Source organism: Micromonospora sp. NPDC003816, from assembly GCF_042874705.1.
Classification (GTDB): domain Bacteria; phylum Actinomycetota; class Actinomycetes; order Mycobacteriales; family Micromonosporaceae; genus Micromonospora.
Map to the genome: position 1 here is coordinate 771,045 of NZ_JBIANP010000002.1, position 17,515 is coordinate 788,559.

18 protein-coding genes are annotated in these 17,515 nt (G+C 72.2%); 9 read left to right on the plus strand and 9 right to left on the minus strand.

What is annotated here, in order from left to right:
* Positions 1 to 12 precede the first annotated feature (12 nt).
* Entirely contained in the window at positions 13 to 1,566 is a 1,554-nt protein-coding gene (locus ACFYTT_RS09350) for an NlpC/P60 family protein (protein WP_357211090.1), read from the plus strand.
* Between the two features lie 65 nt (positions 1,567 to 1,631).
* On the opposite strand, the gene ACFYTT_RS09355 is transcribed toward ACFYTT_RS09350, so the two are convergent.
* Together ACFYTT_RS09355 and ACFYTT_RS09360 are read right to left on the minus strand one after the other, a co-directional pair.
* Positions 1,632 to 2,300 carry a hypothetical protein gene (locus tag ACFYTT_RS09355; RefSeq protein WP_387258353.1) on the minus strand — a complete coding sequence of 223 codons (669 nt, stop codon included), beginning with the start codon at positions 2,298 to 2,300 and terminating at the stop codon, positions 1,632 to 1,634.
* Positions 2,301 to 2,360: 60 nt separating this feature from the next.
* The gene (locus ACFYTT_RS09360) at positions 2,361 to 3,014 is read right to left on the minus strand and encodes a hypothetical protein (protein WP_387258355.1); all 654 of its coding nucleotides are present in this window, start codon (positions 3,012 to 3,014) and stop codon (positions 2,361 to 2,363) included.
* Between the two features lie 235 nt (positions 3,015 to 3,249).
* Here ACFYTT_RS09360 and ACFYTT_RS09365 point away from each other — a divergent pair, with 235 nt between their 5' ends.
* The 3 genes from ACFYTT_RS09365 to ACFYTT_RS09375 all read left to right on the plus strand — a co-directional run bounded on the left by ACFYTT_RS09365 (position 3,250) and on the right by ACFYTT_RS09375 (position 5,965).
* Positions 3,250 to 3,465 (plus strand): hypothetical protein, encoded by a 216-nt coding sequence (locus tag ACFYTT_RS09365; RefSeq protein ID WP_131053194.1) that lies wholly within the window; start codon positions 3,250 to 3,252, stop codon positions 3,463 to 3,465.
* Positions 3,466 to 3,651: 186 nt separating this feature from the next.
* On the plus strand, positions 3,652 to 5,280 hold the full coding sequence (locus tag ACFYTT_RS09370; protein ID WP_387258357.1) for a DEAD/DEAH box helicase: 1,629 nt from the start codon (positions 3,652 to 3,654) through the stop codon (positions 5,278 to 5,280).
* Between the two features lie 55 nt (positions 5,281 to 5,335).
* Positions 5,336 to 5,965, plus strand: a complete 630-nt coding sequence (locus ACFYTT_RS09375) for a putative glycolipid-binding domain-containing protein (RefSeq protein WP_387258359.1) — start codon at positions 5,336 to 5,338, stop codon at positions 5,963 to 5,965.
* Positions 5,966 to 5,978: 13 nt separating this feature from the next.
* Here ACFYTT_RS09375 and ACFYTT_RS09380 read toward each other — a convergent pair whose 3' ends face one another.
* Together ACFYTT_RS09380 and ACFYTT_RS09385 are read right to left on the minus strand one after the other, a co-directional pair.
* Positions 5,979 to 7,070 carry a PLP-dependent cysteine synthase family protein gene (locus ACFYTT_RS09380; protein WP_387258361.1) on the minus strand — a complete coding sequence of 364 codons (1,092 nt, stop codon included), beginning with the start codon at positions 7,068 to 7,070 and terminating at the stop codon, positions 5,979 to 5,981.
* 22 nt (positions 7,071 to 7,092) lie between these two features.
* On the minus strand, positions 7,093 to 7,551 hold the full coding sequence (locus ACFYTT_RS09385) for an Lrp/AsnC family transcriptional regulator (RefSeq protein WP_387258362.1): 459 nt from the start codon (positions 7,549 to 7,551) through the stop codon (positions 7,093 to 7,095).
* Between the two features lie 268 nt (positions 7,552 to 7,819).
* Between ACFYTT_RS09385 and ACFYTT_RS09390 the strand changes: the two genes are divergently transcribed.
* Positions 7,820 to 8,086, plus strand: coding sequence for a BldC family transcriptional regulator (locus ACFYTT_RS09390; RefSeq protein WP_131053190.1), 267 nt, complete (start codon positions 7,820 to 7,822; stop codon positions 8,084 to 8,086).
* A gap of 29 nt (positions 8,087 to 8,115) precedes the next feature.
* Here ACFYTT_RS09390 and ACFYTT_RS09395 read toward each other — a convergent pair whose 3' ends face one another.
* Positions 8,116 to 8,745: a UbiX family flavin prenyltransferase gene (locus tag ACFYTT_RS09395; protein WP_131053189.1), complete on the minus strand. Its 630-nt coding sequence runs from the start codon at positions 8,743 to 8,745 to the stop codon at positions 8,116 to 8,118.
* A 172-nt stretch (positions 8,746 to 8,917) separates the two neighbouring features.
* Between ACFYTT_RS09395 and ACFYTT_RS09400 the strand changes: the two genes are divergently transcribed.
* Complete coding sequence (locus ACFYTT_RS09400; RefSeq protein ID WP_387258364.1) at positions 8,918 to 9,904, plus strand: terpene synthase family protein; 987 nt, start codon at positions 8,918 to 8,920, stop codon at positions 9,902 to 9,904.
* Between the two features lie 24 nt (positions 9,905 to 9,928).
* Here the strand turns inward: ACFYTT_RS09400 and mqnP are convergent, their stop codons facing one another.
* Entirely contained in the window at positions 9,929 to 10,843 is a 915-nt protein-coding gene (mqnP, locus tag ACFYTT_RS09405) for a menaquinone biosynthesis prenyltransferase MqnP (RefSeq protein WP_131053187.1), read from the minus strand.
* A complete protein-coding gene (locus ACFYTT_RS09410; RefSeq protein WP_131053186.1) occupies positions 10,843 to 12,303 on the minus strand; it encodes a menaquinone biosynthesis decarboxylase in 1,461 nt (486 codons plus the stop codon). The genes mqnP and ACFYTT_RS09410 overlap by 1 nt, the downstream gene beginning before the upstream one ends.
* 175 nt (positions 12,304 to 12,478) lie before the next feature.
* Between ACFYTT_RS09410 and ACFYTT_RS09415 the strand changes: the two genes are divergently transcribed.
* Both ACFYTT_RS09415 and ACFYTT_RS09420 read left to right on the plus strand, forming a co-directional pair.
* Positions 12,479 to 13,891, plus strand: a complete 1,413-nt coding sequence (locus ACFYTT_RS09415; RefSeq protein ID WP_387258366.1) for a hypothetical protein — start codon at positions 12,479 to 12,481, stop codon at positions 13,889 to 13,891.
* 103 nt (positions 13,892 to 13,994) lie between these two features.
* On the plus strand, positions 13,995 to 14,879 hold the full coding sequence (locus tag ACFYTT_RS09420; RefSeq protein WP_387258367.1) for a transglutaminase-like domain-containing protein: 885 nt from the start codon (positions 13,995 to 13,997) through the stop codon (positions 14,877 to 14,879).
* A 63-nt stretch (positions 14,880 to 14,942) separates the two neighbouring features.
* Here the strand turns inward: ACFYTT_RS09420 and ACFYTT_RS09425 are convergent, their stop codons facing one another.
* A complete protein-coding gene (locus ACFYTT_RS09425; protein ID WP_387258369.1) occupies positions 14,943 to 15,839 on the minus strand; it encodes a DUF397 domain-containing protein in 897 nt (298 codons plus the stop codon).
* Between ACFYTT_RS09425 and ACFYTT_RS09430 the strand changes: the two genes are divergently transcribed.
* Positions 15,753 to 15,953: a hypothetical protein gene (locus ACFYTT_RS09430; protein WP_131053182.1), complete on the plus strand. Its 201-nt coding sequence runs from the start codon at positions 15,753 to 15,755 to the stop codon at positions 15,951 to 15,953. The genes ACFYTT_RS09425 and ACFYTT_RS09430 overlap by 87 nt on opposite strands.
* Positions 15,954 to 15,983: 30 nt before the next feature.
* On the opposite strand, the gene ACFYTT_RS09435 is transcribed toward ACFYTT_RS09430, so the two are convergent.
* On the minus strand, positions 15,984 to 17,465 hold the full coding sequence (locus tag ACFYTT_RS09435) for an ATP-binding protein (protein WP_387258371.1): 1,482 nt from the start codon (positions 17,463 to 17,465) through the stop codon (positions 15,984 to 15,986).
* Positions 17,466 to 17,515 lie beyond the last annotated feature (50 nt).

Genomic DNA, 17,515 nt, shown 5'->3' on the forward strand with positions numbered 1-17,515 from the left:
GACGGGAGCCCGATGGTCGACAGCACGGACGGACGGCGGCGACGGCGACGGAGTCCGCTGGTCTCGCCGGTGCTGCGGCCGATGCTCTGGTCCGCGCTGCTCAGCGCCGTCGCCAGCGCCGTCCTCGCCGCTCCCGCGTACGCCGAGCCGAGCGTCCCGGCCACGGTGCCCGACAGCGGTTCCCGCCCGGCCGTCGCCGGTCAGCTCCAACTGCCCGGCGCACCGCCCGGCGGCACCCCCGGCGTGATCGCCCCGACCGTCACCCCCGCCGGCAACGCGCTCGAAGCCCAGATCACCGCCGTCGAGGCACGGATCGGGGAACTCGGCACCCAACTACTCGACCTGCAACAACAGCGCACCGAGGCCGAGACCCAGCACACCGCGGCCGGACGCACCCTGGAGTTCGCCCGGGCCGCGGTCCAGCAGGCCGAGCAGCGTGCCGACCAGGTCGCCGCCGAGGCGATCAAGGTCGACGCCGCCCAGCCGCCCGGCGACTGGGCCGCCACCCTGCGGGACCTGGAACTACTGCACCGGGCCAACCGGGGCGAGCGCAGCGAGGGCGCCACCGGGCCGGCCGCCGGCCAGGTCAGCCGTGCCCGGGCCGACGAGCAGGTGGCCACGCAGGCGTACGCCGCCGCCGATCAGCGGCTGCGCGGGGTGCAGCAGCAGTACGCCGCCACGCAGCAGTCGCTGCGTGAGGAAGAGGCCAAGCTGGTCAAACTGCGCGAGGAGAACTCCGCGCAGTTGATCACGCTGGCCCGCCAGCAGGAGGCCGCCGAGCAGCAACTCGGTGCCGACTACCTCGACCAGTCGGCCGACGGACTGGTCGCGCACCCCACCGCGCTGGCCGCCCTCGCGTACGCCCGGCGTCAGCTCGGCGACCCGTACGTCTGGGGTGCCACCGGACCGAACTCGTTCGACTGCTCCGGCCTGGTCTGGTCGGCGTACCGGTCGGCCGGGTACTACAAACTGCCGCGGGTCGCCCGCGACCAGTACTACGCGACCCGGTCCCGCACCGTGCCGCGCACCGCGCTGCTCCCCGGCGATCTGATCTTCTTCGCCTCCGGCAGCAGTTGGCGGACCGTCCACCACATGGGCATGTACGTCGGCGGCGGCAAGATGATCCACGCACCGACCACCGGCGACGTGGTGAAGATCTCGACGGTGCGCTGGTCCCGGTTCTACGCCGCGACCCGGGTGGTCGGTGCGGTGCCCGCCCCCGCCACTCCGCCCACCCCGTCGCAGCCGCCGGCACCCAAGCCCACGCCGAAGCCGACCCCGAAGCCCACCACCAGCCCGAAGCCGACGCCGACTCCGCGACCGACGTCGCCGTCCCCCTCGCCGACGGGCTCGCCCACGCCGAAGCCGACCGACTCTCCCTCCCCGTCGGTGACGCCGTCGCCGACGGGCTCGCCGTCGGAGAGCCCGTCGGCCACGGCCACCCCGAGCACGGAGAACAGCAGCCTCGACCCGACGCGCAGCAGCCTCGCCCCGACCACGGCGGCGAGCAGCAGCGATCCCGAGGAGAGCACCTCGGCCACCCCGTCCGCCACCGGCGGTCGCTGACCGGACGGGGCCCACCGAGGCGATCTCCGACCCGTCCCACGCGTACACGCGGGACACTGTGTGGGCTACGGGTGTGCCTTCCGGTCGGGATGTGGCACGGTGTCACACAGGCACTGCCGGTCCGGTGGGACGGATCCGGGTGCGAGCGTGGCACGGAGGACGAGGATGACCGAGCACGAGGTTCCGGCGACGCCGGCCGACCCTGCGTCCGCCGCGCCGACCGCGACCGCCGAACCTGCTCCGGCCGCCGCCGAGCCGATGCCTTCCCCGCCGCGACCCGCACCGGCCACACCCGAGCCGACGTCGTCCGCTCCGGAGCCGACGTCGTCCGCCTCCGGTTCGGCGGCCGTCGCCGCCCCGGACCCGGTCGGCACGGCCGGCCACGTCCCCGCTCCGTCAGCGGCGGCACCGGGCGGCACTGATCGGCCACCGGCGCGCGGAAGGGCGGGAGTGGCCCGCGTACCCGGCCCCGGAGGTCCAGCGGCGGTCGGCACCGGAGCAGCCGCACCGGCCACCGGCGGACCCGGCTCCGGCGCTGCCACCACGAGCGGCGGGACCACGTACCGTGCCGGGTCCCCGGTGACACCCGAGGCTGACCGGCCGTCGGCCGGCACGGGCATGAACAGGGCCGTCGGCAGCGCGGGTGTGAGCGGGGCCGGGATGACCAGTGTGCCGGGGCAGCGGGAGCCGGTGCCGCCCACGTCGGCACGGGCCAGCGTGCGGGTCGCCGGCATGGGCCAGGTGAGCGTGGACGAGGCCGCAGCCGCCGGTGGTGGCGGTCGGGCCGCCGGGGTCTACCGGTCCGCGCCGGTCACCCCGGAGTCGTCCGAGCCCAGCCGACCGACCCAGCCCGACCGACCGGCGGAGCCACCGCAGCCGACGACGCCGGAGCCCCACCCGGTGCCGGATCCGGCCCCGGCGGAGCCCGCACCGACGCCACCCGCACCGGTGCCGGGACCCAATCCGCCGTCACCGACGCCACCCGTCCCGGTGCCGGCACCGCCGACGCCCGGGCCGTACCCGCCGGGGCCGGTGCCCGCGCCGCCGCCTGCGCCCCGGCCGGCACCGCCGGTGCCGGGTCCGCCGTCCCCGCCGCCCGGCCCACCGGTGCCGCCGCCACCGCCGCCGCCCGGCCCGATGCCCGCGCCGCCGTTCCCGCCGCCCCCGGCCACCTTCGCCTCGGTCACGGCAGCCTCGACCACCACCGCACCCACCGCCGCGCCGACCACGGCAGCCTCGACCACGGCAGCACCCACCAGCGCCGCACCGGCAGCGCCGGTGTCGGCGCCACCGGTGGTGCCCGCTCCGGCGCTGCCGATCTGGCCGCCACCCACCACCCCGGGCGGGCGCCGGGACGAGCCGAGCGCCGGCTCTCCGGCAGGCGCGCCCCGACCCTCGGTACGGCCAGGGCTGCTTCCGACCGAGCCGCCGACGGCTCCTACCGGCACCGACCAGGACCGGACCCGGCCGGTGCCACTGGACGACCCCGACGCCACCAGGCCGGTGGTCCGCCCGGGCCCGCCGTCGGCGGCGGTTCCAGGGACAGCGGCGGCGGCCGACCCACGGGCAACGGCGGGTCCCGGTCCCCGGTCGGACGGCTCCCGCACGGCCGGATCGGCGACGCACCATCCCGGCGGGTCCGATCTCAGCGCCTACTACGCGGGCGGGTCGGGAGCCAACACCGTGGCCTTCCCGGTCGGCGAGGAGAACTCCGGGTCACTCACCGGTCACATTCTGGCGCAGGGTTGGACGGACACTCCGGCCGAGCGTTCCGGGAACACCCTGCGGGTGGCGATCGTGCTGGCGGTCGCGCTGGGCCTGCTGGTGGCGTTCAGCGTGCTGATCGTGCTGCTGACGAACGACGCCCTGAGCGGTCTGACCGGCGCTCTGCCGGGGTGAACGGCGGGTGAGTCCGCCCACTACCCCCATCCGGTCCCCGCGCGGGGTCGACACTCGCCGTACACTGGTGGGTGATCACTGACCTGGCGCGCTCCTGCGCGCCCATGGGCGTTCTTGCGGACGGATCCGGCGGCGCAGTGCCGTGGCGGGACATCGCGAAGGTGCGCCCCGCTCGAAAGGCATTTCTTGACCACCTCCGCTGCCTCTGGCATGCCCCTGTCCGCCTCTGACGTTCCCACCGATCTGCCGGCCGACGCCGCCGGCCCCGACCAGTCGATCGACTTCGGCGCACTCGGGCTGCCCCACCCGCTCGTGCGCGCCCTCGCCCGGCAGGGCATCACCACACCCTTCGAGATCCAGCGCGCGACCGTGCCGGACGCCCTCGCCGGACGCGACGTGCTGGGCCGGGGACAGACCGGCTCGGGCAAGACGCTCGCCTTCGGGCTGCCGCTGCTGGCCCGGGTCGCCGAGAGTGGCCAGGCCCGCCCGATGCGGCCGCGTGCCCTCGTCCTGGTGCCCACCCGGGAACTCGCCATGCAGGTCAACGACGCGCTGCTGCCGCTGGGCAAGGCCGTCGGCGTCTTCCTGAAGACCGCCGTCGGCGGAGTGCCCTACGACCGTCAGATCGACGCCCTGCGCCGGGGTGTCGAGGTGGTGGTGGCCACCCCGGGCCGGCTCGCCGACCTGATCGACCGTGGCGTCTGCCGCCTGGACGACGTCCAGGTCACCGTGCTCGACGAAGCGGACCAGATGGCCGACATGGGCTTCCTGCCCGAGGTCACGGAGCTGCTGGCGAAGACGCCTGCGAACGCCCAGCGTCTGCTCTTCTCGGCCACCCTGGACACCGACGTGGACGCGTTGGTCAAGCGGTTCATGACCGACCCGGTGACCCACTCCACCGCGCCCGCGACCGCTGCGGTCTCCACCATGGACCATCACATGCTGCTGATCCCGCCGCAGGAGAAGTTCCCGGTGACCGCGTCGATCGCGGCACGGTCCGGCCGGACCATCGTCTTCGCCCGTACGCAGCTCGGCGTGGACCGGTTGGTCACGCAGCTCGCGGCGGTCGGCGTGCGCGCGGGTGGGCTGCACGGCGGCAAGACCCAGCGGATGCGTACCCGCACCCTGGCCGAGTTCCGCGAGGGCCGGACCAACGTGTTGGTGGCGACCGACGTGGCGGCCCGGGGCATCCACGTGGACGGTGTCTCGCTGGTGTTGCACGTCGACCCGCCGAAGGACCCGAAGGACTACCTGCACCGGGCCGGGCGCACCGCGCGGGCCGGCGAGGCGGGCGCGGTGGCGACCCTGGTGCTGCCGAAGCAGCGCCGCACCACCCTGGCGATGATGGAGAAGGCCGGTGTGGAGCCGGAGCAGACCCGGGTACGCGTCGGTGACGCCGCCCTGGCCGAGCTGACCGGAGCCCGCGAGCCGAGCGGGGTGCCGGTACGCGAGGAGCGGGAGGAGCCGCGTCGGCCCGGTCGGCCGACCGGGGGCCCGCGTCGCTTCGGTGACCGTCCCGGCGGCGACCGTCGCTTCGGTGACCGTCCGGGCGGGGACCGTCGCTTCGGCGACCAGCCGCGTGGCGAGCGCCGCTTCGGCGACCGCAGCTACAGCGACCAGCCACGCGGGGAGCGCCGCTTCGGTGACCGTTCCTACGGCGACCAGCCGAGCGGGGAGCGCCGCTTCGGTGACCGCTCCTACGGCGACCAGCCACGCGGGGAGCGCCGGTTCGGCGCCGACCGGGGCGGGCGCTCGGAGGTGCGGGGCGAGGACCGGCGCGGGTCGGCCGGTCGTCCCCGGGCACACACCTACTGATCGTCGTTCGGCGCATGGCCTGCCGGGCCGGGCGCGGTGGCGTAACGTCCGAAACATGTCGACCATGCGGAAGTCGTTGCTGTGGACCCGGTCCGACACGGCCGGTGCCGAACACGCCGTGGTCGACGACGGGTCCGGACTGACCGCGTACGGCACCCAGATCGCGGTCGACCCGGTGCCCTACACCTGCCGCTACCAGGTGGCCACCGACTCCGAGTGGGTCAGTGTCCGCCTGGAGGTCGAGGTCGAGGGCGCCGGGTGGCGGCGGAGCGTACGCCTGGAACGGGCGACCGAACGGTGGCGGGTGACCGCCGCCGAGCAGGGTGACCTGGACGCGGTCCTCTCCGCCGCCGGGCGGGCTCCGGCCGGGCTGCCCGGCCTGGAGGATCCCGACCGCCTGGCCGACGCCCTCGACGTCGACCTGGGCGGCTCGCCGCTGTTCAACACGCTGCCGCTGCGGCGGCTCGGCCTGACCACCGCGCCGGCCGACACCACCCACCGGATCGACGTGGCCTGGGTGCTGCTGCCGAGCCTGACGGTGCTTCCCACCGAGCAGGTCTACACCGGGCTGGGCCCACACCGGTTCCGGTACGCCAGCGACGGTTTCAGCGCCGACGTCGACGTGGACCCCGACGGCTACGTGCGGCACTACCCCGGACTGGCGGAGCGCGCGACGCCCCGCTGACGCGTCGGCCGGTTCAGCCCGGCCAGGAAGCGTCGGCCAGAAAGCGTTGCACGGTCGCCAGGTGCGGGGCCAGGTCGAGGCCCTGTGCGGACACCCACTCGTCGGCGTAGTACGTGTCGGCGTACCGGTCGCCGGCGTCGCAGATCAGCGTGACCACCGAGCCGGTCTGCCCGGCGGCGCGCATCTCCGCGATCAGCCCGAAGGCGCCCCACAGGTTGGTGCCGGTCGACCCGCCCACCCGTCGGCCGAGGACGGCCGACCCGGCCCGCATGGCGGCCAGGGAGGCGGCGTCCGGCACCTGCACCATCCGGTCCACCACGGCGGGCAGGAACGACGCCTCCACGGTCGGCCGACCGATCCCCTCGATGCGGGAGCCCCGGCCGGTGCGGACCGACCAGTCGGCCGCCTGCCAGGCCGGATAGAACGCGGAGTTCTCCGGGTCCACGACGCAGAGCTTGGTGGGCAGTCGCCGGTAGCGGGCGTACCGGCCGATGGTGGCGCTGGTGCCGCCGGTGCCGGCGCCGACCACCACCCAGGCGGGTACGGGATGGCGTTCCAGCGCGAGCTGCGCGTAGATCGACTCGGCGATGTTGTTGTTGCCCCGCCAGTCGGTGGCCCGTTCGGCGTAGGTGAACTGGTCCATGTAATGCCCGCCGGAGTCCTCGGCGAGCCAGCGTGCCTCGATGACCACCTTGGCCGGGTCCTGCACCAGGTGGCACCGGCCGCCCTGGAACTCGATCTGGGCGATCTTCTCCGGCGACGTCGAGGCGGGCATCACCGCGATGAACGGCAACCCCAGCATCCGCGCGAAGTACGCCTCGGAGACCGCCGTGGAGCCCGACGACGCCTCGACGATCGTGGTCTCCGGCCCGATCCGGCCGTTGCAGAGCCCGTACAGGAAGAGCGAGCGGGCCAGCCGGTGCTTGAGCGAGCCGGTCGGATGCACCGACTCGTCCTTGAGATATAGGTCGATCCCCCACGACCGGGGCAGCGGGAAGGGCAGCAGGTGGGTGTCGGCGGACCGGTTGGCGTCCGCCTCGACGGCGGCGATCGCCTCGGTCACCCACTGCCGGCAGGCCTCGTCGCACCGGTCGAGATGAGTCACGCTCGGAAAGGTAGCAAGCCGCTCAGGACGAGGTCTGCGCCACCGGCTGGGGCCGGTTCTCCCACTTGGTCGACAGGGCGATGCCGGTCCGGGTGGAGGCCACCCCGGGTGTCCGGTTCAGCCGTACGATCAGGCGCTCCAGCTCGACGATGGTGCTCACCCGCGCCTTGAGCAGGAAGGACTCGACTCCGGCCATGAAGTAGCAGGACTCGATCTCCGGTATCGCCCGGAACGCCTCCAGCACGTCGTCGGTGTCCGCGCCGGAGTCCTCGACGATGCCGATCAGGGCGGTGACGCCCAGCCCCACGGCCTCCGGCTCGACGTCGGCCCGGTAGGCCCGGATGACCCCGCCGGACTCCAACTTGCCGACCCGTTCGTGCACTGCCGGCGCGGATAGGCCGACCTGGCGGGCCAGTTCGGCGTACGACAGGCGGGCGTTGCCCCGGAGCAGGTCCACGAGGCTGCGGTCGATGGCGTCCACGGACTGTGACCCTAGTCGGCGGCGTGTGACACCGGGACTCCGGTGTCGGTTGGGCATGGCAGTGGGTGACAGTTCGCATACCCAGGGTCGGAAGGGCGTGCCGCCGCTACCATTTACTAACTTCTCACTCAGTGCGTTTTTCGCGTTTGGCGGACAGGCCAGTTCGCTGGTGCTGTAATTGCCATACGTCCCTCATGACGGCTCTGGGCTCGCACCGGCCGGGGGCAGTGTGTTCAGCCGGGGGCTTCGTCGACGCGAGGAGGGGGCTGTGGACACTGGAGATCGCCTGCTGACACCGGGTGAGGTCGCCGCGCTGTTTCGGGTTGACCCGAAGACTGTCACGCGATGGGCGGCAGCGGGCCGGATCGGCAGTATCCGGACTCCAGGAGGGCACCGCCGGTTTCGGGAATCCGAGGTGCGGGCCCTGCTTGAAGGGGAGGGCATGCTGGACGAGGCGGACGAGATGGGCAGACCACGCAACAACGGCCCAGCCGCCTCGACCGGCCCAGGTCCGGCCAACGCCGGCATGTACTGAGTGGTGCGGGTCAGGACGCGGACCGGTCGTCAGGTCCGGTCCGCGTTCAACTTCCCCGCCCACCTGCGGAACAGGGTGTGCGGTACGCCGAGGGCGTCGAGCACCTTGCCGGCCACGAAGTCCACGAGTTGGGCCGCCGTGGCCGCGGCTCCCGCGCCGTAGAAGCCGGGACTGGCCGGCAGCACCACCGCACCGGCGTCGTGCAACGCGATCAGGTGTTCCAGGTGGCTACGGGTCACCGGGGTCTCCCGGGGCACCACCACGACCCGTCGGCGCTCCTTGAGGTTGACCTCGGCGGCGCGCTGCAACAGGTCCTTGGACAGGCCGATGGCGATGCCGGCGCAGGCGGCCGTGCTCGCGGGCACCACCGCCATGCCACGCACCGGGTACGAGCCGCTGCTCGGCCCGGCCGCCAGGTCACCGGCGGGCCAGTGCCGCACGTCCGCTCCGTCCAGGTCACGACCGAGCCAGGCACTTAGGTCGTCGGCCCAGTGGGCGTCCCGGAACGGTCTGCCGGTCTCGTCCAGCACGGTCAGCCGGGCGGCCCGGGAGACGATCAGGTCCACCGACTCCCCGGCGTCGAGCAGCCCGCGGACGACTGCGGCCGCGTACGGCGTGCCGGAGGCCCCGGAGACCCCGACCACCCATGGTTCACGCATCCCCCAAGCCTGCCTGGTCACCGTCGACGCCGGTGCAGTACCCCCGGGACCTGCCCTGATCCGGCGGTCTGCGGGCGTTACGACACCGATGTCCGATCGGCGTGCGGGGCCCTTCGCGACCTGGCATGCTCCTGGTGCCGCATGCGGTACGGACCTCAGGGGAGGGATCGGGATGAGTCGGGACGTCCTGCCCTCGCTGCGGGACGCGTGTCCGATCCCGTCCAGCCTGTCACCGTACGCGGACGACGTGCAGGAGTGGTTGATCCACTGGCTGCCCCGGACCGGGCTGACCGTGGACCCGGCGACCGCCAGGCTCCTGGCCGGGGCCCGCTTCGCCCGCTACGCCGGCCGGCTCTACCCGGACGCCGACGAGCCCGACCTGCGGGTGCTCACCGCGCTGTTCACCTGGTTCTTCCTGGTCGACGACGCCTGTGACAAGCCCGGCCAGTTCACCCTCACCGAGATCCGTGGACTGCGCGACGGCGTACTGGCGTTGTTGGGCGGGCAGACCCGGTCACCGCAGACCGGGCTGGTCGGGCCGTTGCGGCGGCTGCTGGTGACCGCGTGGCGGGAGCCGCGCCGCCGGATGCCGGCCCCCTGGCGGGCACGATTCGCCGACGCGGTCGCCCACCATCTCGACGGGACCTGGCAGGAGGCGGCCAACAAGGCCGACGGCCACCGGCCCGGCGTCACCGAGTACGTCGAACTGCGCCGCGCCACCTCGGCCGCGTACGTGTCGTATCCGCTGGGCGAGTTCGTCACGGGTCGGCCCCTGCCCGACGCGGTCTACCACCATCCGGCGCTGAGCCGGTTCCGGGACCTCGGCAACGACCTGCTCTCCTGGTACAACGACCTCGCCTCGCTGGAGCGCGACGAGGCCACCGCCGGAGGGCACAACCTGGTGCTGGCGACTGCCGCCGAACACCGGCTGTCCCGGGAGGCCGCGATCGAGTCGGTGACCCGGCGCTGGCACGAGACGATGCGGGAGTTCGTCGACCAGCGGTCCCGGGTGCCGTCGTTCGGCCCGGCGCTGGACGAGGCCGTCACCACCCATCTCGACGGGGTGTCCCGGGCCCTGCGCGGCACCATCGACTGGACGCTGGAGAGCACCCGCTACGCGGGTAAGGAAGGGCCCCTTACTAACGCCTCCGGTAGATGAAGGGTCCCTTCCTAACACGTGAGTTCAGGGGCGCAGGCCGAGCCGGACGACCAGGTCGAGCACGGCGAAGGCGAACAGGGCGATGCCGACGAAACCGTTGGCGGTGAAGAACGCCCGGTTGACCCGACTCAGGTCGGTCGGCGTGACCACCAGGTGCTGGTAGCCGAAGGCGACGGCGGTGAGCAGCAGACCGATCCACCAGAGCCAGCCGAAGCCGACCAGCACGCCGAACCATCCGAACAGGGCGAACGTCACCACGTGCGAGACCGTGGAGGCGTGCAGGGCGAAGCGCAGGCCGTACCGCGACGGCACGCTGTGCACCCCGATCTCGCGGTCCACCTCGGCGTCCTGGCAGGCGTAGATCAGGTCGAAGCCGCCGATCCACAGGCCGACGGCCGCGCCGAGCAGCCAGGCCGGTCCGGAGCCGGCGAAGGTGCCGGTGACCGCCAGCCAGGCGCCGATCGGGCCGACCGCCTGGGCGAGCGCCAGGATGGCGTGCGGCCAGTTGGTGAACCTCTTGCCGTACGGGTAGACCACCAACGGCACCACGGCCAGCGGCGCGAGCACCAGACAGAGCGGGTTGAGCAGGGCGGCGGCGGCCAGGAAGACCACCAGGGCGACGCCCGCGCCGGTCCAGGCCGTGCGCAGGCTCACCGCGCCGGTGACCAGCTCCCGGTTGGCGGTACGCGGGTTCCGCGCGTCGATCCGGCGATCCAGGATGCGGTTCGCGGCCATCGCGAACGTCCGTGCCCCGACCATCGCCACGGTGATCAGCAGCAGGTCGAGCCAGCGCACCCGGCCACCGTTGACCTGCATCGCGGTCAACGCCGACAGGTACGCGAACGGCAACGCGAACACCGAGTGCTCGATCGCCACGAGCTTGAGGAAGGACTTCACGCGCCCGGGACGTTCGGCCGGCTCCACGGCGGCGGTCGCCATCAGATGCCGTACTCCTTCCAGCGCTTGTCGACCAGCGAGACGACCTCGGGCGACATGGTCATCTCCTCCGGCCAGCCCCGGGTGTAGCCCTCGGTGGGCAGCTTGCGGGTGGCGTCGATGCCCGCCTTGCCGCCCCAGAACTGCTGGTAGGAGGCGTGGTCGAGGTGGTCCACCGGCCCCTCGGTGAGCAGCAGGTCACGGGCGTAGTCGACGTTGCCGAAGGCGCGGAACGCCACCTCGCGGTAGTCGTGCACGTCGCAGTCCTCGTCCACGATCACGATCAGCTTGGTCAGCGACATCATGTGCGCGCCCCAGATCGCGTTCATCACCTTCTGCGCGTGCTTCGGGTACCGCTTGCGGATCGACACGATCGCGCAGTTGTGGAAGACCCCGGCGGCCGGCAGGTCGTAGTCGACGATGTCCGGGATGAGGAAGCGCAGCAGCGGCGCGAAGATCCGCTCGGTGGCCTTGCCGAGACCGTGGTCCTCCTGCGGCGGCTTCGAGGTGACGATCGTGTGGTAGACCGGGTCACGCTGCATGGTCATCGCCTCGACGTGCAGCACCGGGAACGGCTCGACCGGGGTGTAGAAGCCGGTGTGGTCGCCGAACGGTCCCTCGGGCAGGCGCTCCCCCGGCTCCAGGTAGCCCTCCAGCACCACCTGGGCGTGCGCGGGCACCTGCAACGGGACGGTCAGGCAGTCGACCATCTCCACCCGCTCGCCGCGCAGGAACCCGGCGAACAGGTACTCGTCGATGTCGGCGGGGAGCGGCGCGCTGGACGCGTAGCTGACCACCGGGTCGCAGCCGATGGCGATGGCGACCGGCAGCCGTTGGCCCAGCCGCTCGGCCACGGCGTGGTGCGCCGTGGAGTTCTTGTGGATCTGCCAGTGCATACCGAGCGTGTTGTGGCTGTGCTGCTGGAGCCGGTACAGGCCGAGGTTGCGCTTGCCGGACTCCGGGTGCTTGGTGTGGGTCAGCCCGAAGTTGTGGAAGATGCCGCCGTCGCCCGGCCACACCTGGAGCCCCGGCAGCCGGTTCAGGTCGACGTCGTCGCCCCGGTAGACCACCTGCTGGCACGGGGCGGTCTTGACCTTCTTGGGCGGCATCGACTTGAGCTGCATCACCTTGCCCAGCCCGCCCATCATGCCGGAGAAGCCCATCGGCAGTTCCGGCTTGAGCATCTCGCCGATCCGGTTGCCGATCTCGTCCAGCGACTCGACGCCGAGCGCCATCGCGGTGCGCTTCTCGGTGCCGAAGAGGTTGATCGCCACCGGCATCTCGCCCCGGGTGGGCCGCTCGAAGAGCAGCGCCGGCCCGTCCGCCCGCACGGTCCGCGTGACGACCTCGCTGATCTCCAGCGCAGGATCGACCGGTACGCCGACGCGCCGTAGCTCGCCCGCGCGCTCCAACGCCGCCAGGAAGTCCTTCAGATCGGTGTACGGGAACCCACGAGCCGCCATGCAGCAAGTCTCCCGCACCGCCGGACCCGTCTGCCAAGCCGGGCCGACTTTCGGGCGGAGATCACGTCGCACGGGGCGTCGGGTGTCGTACCGCGCATCTAAGCTCATGGTTCCCGAACGGCCCCGCCGCCGGTGGCGTCGGCGTGCCGTCGGGTCCCTCCACCCAAGGAGTCACATGCGATCTGCGCGACGCCCGCACGCCCGTGCGGGACGAGCCGCCGTGGTGTTGGCGGTCACCGCCTCACTCGTGGCGCTCGGTGCTCCGGCCCAGGCCGAGACCGGATCCGGTTGGTTCCAGGCCCAGCTCGACGATGTCGTGATCGGCGCAGCCGGCGCACCCGGCAAGGCCAAGCCGCTCTACGTGTACGCCGAGAACGCGGTGAATCCACGGGTCGTCGTCGACCTCACCGGCCTGCTCGGCGTGGCTTCCGCCGAGTTTCCCGCCTGGTGCGCCACGACGGGCACCCAGGTCACCTGCCCGCTCCCACCGGACGTCGACCCGGACTCGAGCCTCCAGATCGGCAGCATCCCGGTGCTGTTCCGGCCACTGGCCGGTGCCTCCGGGGGCGACAGCGCCACCGTGTCGTACCGAGCGGTGGCCGACAACGCCGACCCCTTCGTCGCCACGGCGACGGTGTCCGTCGGTGACGGCGCGGACCTGGTCAACCTGGGCGACGGTCGGGTCGACACGGCTGCGGTCGGTGATCTGTTATCCGCGCCGATCCGGCTCACGAACGTCGGCAACCGGACCAGCAGAGGAGTCCGGATCACCTTCACCCTCTCCTCGGGGTTGACGCCGTCAACCTGGTCCAACTGCTGGTACGCCCCGCTGACCGGTCACCGCACCTCGGTCGTCTGCGACCTCACCGGACGGGTCCGCCCGGGAGCGACGATGGAGGTGTCCGGCGGCTTCGGATTCGAGATCGGCAGCTCCGCGTACGCCGGGGAGAGCCTCGACCAGTTCGTCGAGCCACTTGCCGGCGCTGCGGCCCTGCCGACGCACCTCGGCTACCAGCGCCGGGAGGGCGGCACCAAGCTGAGGCTGCGTCCCAGCCGGACCACGTCCGCAGCGGCCCGCGTCCCGACGCCCGAGATCGACCCGGGCGACAACTGGGCTTCCTTCTACGTCGACAACGTGCCGAACAGCCTGGACCTGGCCGCCCTGGCGGAGCCGGTCGTCGGCCCGGTCGGCGGTTCGACCATCCTGCGGGCCGGGGTCCGGAACAACGGCGCGGGAGACCTCGACGACTTCCGCAGCGGCGCGGGCGAGGTGGCACCGTTCTACGTCCGGGTGCCGGCCGGGGTGACCGTGGAGTCGGTGCCCGACCACTGTTTCGCGCTCTACGAGTCGGAGGACGGTTGGAACGGCGGCGAGCCGCAACTCGGCGCCTCCTGGTACCGCTGCGCGGTGCCCGGCTCGGTGTTCGCCGCCGGTGAGACCTATCAGGTCGACTTCGGGGTCCGGATCACCTCCGTGGGTGGTGCGGCCGGCGCGGTGAGCCTCAACATGCCCGGGCCGTACCCCTCCTGGTGGGACGACGACCGGGACAACGACGAGGTCACGGTCGTCGTCCAGATTCAGTCCTGATCGTGGCCGGTTCGGGATGGTGACCGGGGCTGGCCCCGCCCATCCCGGACCGGTCACCTCTGCCTGGTCGAGCCCTTTCGAGCTGATCGCAGAAATGGATCGGATGCACCACGAATCGACGACTCTCTCCCGGTACGCGCGGCCGGGGCGGATGACCTCCGCCGGGGCGTACGCCGGACTCCTCGACGCGGTGCCGGCGGACCCGGCGGGGATCGCCCGGACCCTTCAGGGACTGGTGATCCACGAGCACATCGCCGGGGCGTACGGAGTCACCCTGTCCGACGCCGACCGGAGCAGCGTGCACGTGCGGCCCGCCGAGGAACTGCTCGCCGGCATCGTCGGCCGGGACGACCGGCCGCCGGACGTCCCACGGCAGCCCGAGCAGCGGTTGGCGGGTAACTGCCGGCACTACACCGTCCTGTTGGTCACCGTCCTGCGGGCCCGTGGTGTGCCGGCCCGCGCCCGCTGCGGCTTCGGCGACTACCTGAACGCCGGGCGGCACGAGGACCACTGGGTCGGTGAGTACTGGGACGCGGAGCAACACCGATGGATCATGGTCGACGCCCAGCTCGACGACCTCCAGCGGGAGATGTTCGGCATCGACTTCGACACCACCGACGTTCCTCGTGACCGGTTCCTGGTCGCCGGTGATGCCTGGACGCGGTGCCGTGCCGGCCGAGCCGACCCGGACACCTTCGGTCTCAGCGTGACCGACGAGGCCGGCTGGTGGTGGATCGCCGGCAACCTGATGCGGGACGCCGCTGCGCTGGGCACGGTGGAACTGCTGCCCTGGGACAGCTGGGGTGCGATGCCCGAGCCGGACGAGACGATCGACGAGGAGCGGATGACGCTCTTCGACGAGCTGGCCCGACTGACCCTCGATCCCGACAGGCACGCGGACGAGTTGCGGCGACTCTGCGCGGATGAGCGGCTACGCGTCCCGCCCACCGTCCGCAACGACCTGCTCCACCGCGACGAACCGGTCTGACCCCTCCCGCACGGCCAGGGCCGGCCGGTGGCCGATTCGGCCCACGGGGCGATGGACGGCAGGTCAGCGATTGCGGGCCAGCGCCACGAACGCGCGCCAGGCGGCCGGGCCGAAGATCAGCACCTCGCCGTCCCGGTCCTTGCTGTCGCGTACGGCGACCACGCCGGGCAGGTTGTCGGCCACCTCGACGCAGTTGCCGCCGTTGGTGCTGCTCCGGGTGCTGGTGCGCCACCGGGCACCGGTCAGCTCCGCCACCTCCGTCAACAACTCGATCGACTGCCGGGGCGGCAGCGCCTCGCCCTGGATCGCCTCCCAGGACGCCCGGATCGCCAGCACGTCCTCGGTGTCGTCGATGACCTGACCCTTGAGTTGGTCATCCAGGTAGGCGACGTACTCCCCACCGGGAAGGGTAGCCAGCACGAAAGCCCCGGCGACACCTGGATACGCGCCGACCGAGGCGGGCACCACGTGCAGCCGCACCCGGGGCTGTTCGGTGGCCAGCTTGACCAAGCGGCCCAACTGCTCCCGCATCACCAGCGGGCCGCCGACCGGGCGACGCAGCACGTGTTCGTCCAGCACCGCGACGAGCTGCGGCGGACGCTCGCCGGTCAGCACCGCCTGCCGCTCCAGCCGGGCCGACGCCCGCTGCTCCACCTCCGCCTCGTCGTAGAGCCCGACGCTGCGGAACAACGCGCGGGCGTACGCCGAGGTCTGCAACAGTCCCGGCACCGACGCGTCGACGTTTGAGATCTTGGACAGTTGCCGTTCATAGATAACGGAAACTGTCCAAGATCTCCTCGGCGGAGGCAGAGCACGGACGGGAAATCTCACAGGTGCTGGGGCGGCGGGCGTCGGGGACGGCAGGATTGGCGCATGTCGGACGCGTACGTCGTCGGTGACCCGGACGGGTTGTCGCCGCTGCTCACCAGTCTCCGCGACGCGATCGCCCGGGAACTGCACGCGCAGCTGGAGATGCGTGCCGAGCGCATCGACCTGGCCGACGTGCCGGAGATCGCCTACCAGATCACGCTGCGCGTCGACGAGACCCTGAGCCGCCTCGGCAGGGACTGGTGACTACGGCGCCGACCAGGGCCGGCAGCCGGTTCACTCGCCGGAGTAGAGCCGGGCGGCATCAACCAGGACCACGTCCGGTCGGCTGACGGCTAGCTGCCGCAGCTCGTCGGTGAACCCCGCAGCGCTGGCGAGCAACAACCGCGTGTGATCCAGATCGAGACCGGGCCGCCCCCGCAGCAGCTCACGTGCCCGGACCAGCCGTTCGAAATCTGAGCGGCCCAGCGTACGACCCCACTTGGCCTCCCCCAGGGCCAGCAATGGTCGTGGGCCGTCACCTGCCGGCAGTTCCCCGAGCGCCACCAGGTCGAGTTCCTGACTCGTCCGGCTCGCCGGGTCCGTCAGCACCGCCGCCTGCACTTCGGCGGCGATGCCACCCAGCGTTTCGGGGGCGACGAAACGCAGCGTCCACTGCCGGACCATCTCCTCGAAGCCGGGGCCCAGCACCGCGCTCGCGTATCGCTGCTGGGATCGGCGCCAGACGTCCGCGCCACGGCGCTGCTCCAGAGCGGTCCATGCCGGACGCATCAGAGCCTGGTAGAAGGTGATCAACGGCTCGGCGATCCGGTACCGGCTACGCCCGCTACGCAGCGGGTCAGGCTCCCGCACGAGCAGCCCGGCGTCTTCCAGGACCGTCAACGGATGCTGCAAGTCGGTGGCTTTGCGCCCGATGAAACCGGCGATGCCGCCCCGGGTGGCGCTGCCCTCGGCGACCGCAGCCAACACTGAATGGTAGAGCGCGGTGTCGCGCAGATCCGGTTCCTCGGCGAGCAGGTAGCGCGCCTCGCGGAAGAGTGGCCGGGCCGGATTCAGCACGGCGCGCACCACCCAGTCGTCGAAGTCGTCAGGCCCCTCCGGCGCGTCGTCCTGGACGTACTCCCGCCGGTAGGCCGGCGTGCCGCCCACGATGGCGAACACCTGGACGGCGAGTCGCGGGTCACCGATACCCCAGAACTCCGCTGCGGCGCGGTAGTCCAGCGGCGCGATCGGCAGTTCGAGCCCGGCCCGGCCCCGCAGCGGTGCGGAGCCGGCCAACAGACCGCCCATGAAGGAGAGCGCCGATCCGCACAGGAGAAGGCGGGTACGTGAGCCGGTGCGCTCAGGTCGGCCAGGGGTGAGTGCGTGCTGGATGATCGACGGAAGATCCCGGCTGGCCCTGGCCAGGTAGGGGAACTCATCGATCACCACGGTGACGGCACGCTCCTCGCCCAAGGCGAGCAGGGCGTCAACGGCATGCTGCCAGTCCGACAGTTGCACCGGGCCCGGGCTGCCGGCGTACCGGCCGAGAGCGTCACCGAGTCGCCGAAGGGACTCGGCCTGCGTCGCCTCGGTCGCCCCGAAGTAGAACCCGCGGGTGGCCTTTGCCAACTCGTACAGAAGCAGGGTCTTGCCCTGGCGGCGGCGCCCGCTGACGACTCCGAGCGTTGCACCTGGGCGAACGTCGGTCGCGAAACGGGTCAGCTCGGCCCATTCCGCGTCGCGGTCGAAGATCTCGACAGGCTTCGACAGCCTCATGCCGGACCACCAAAATGTAGAACTACAGTTATAGAAAGTGTAGTTCTACA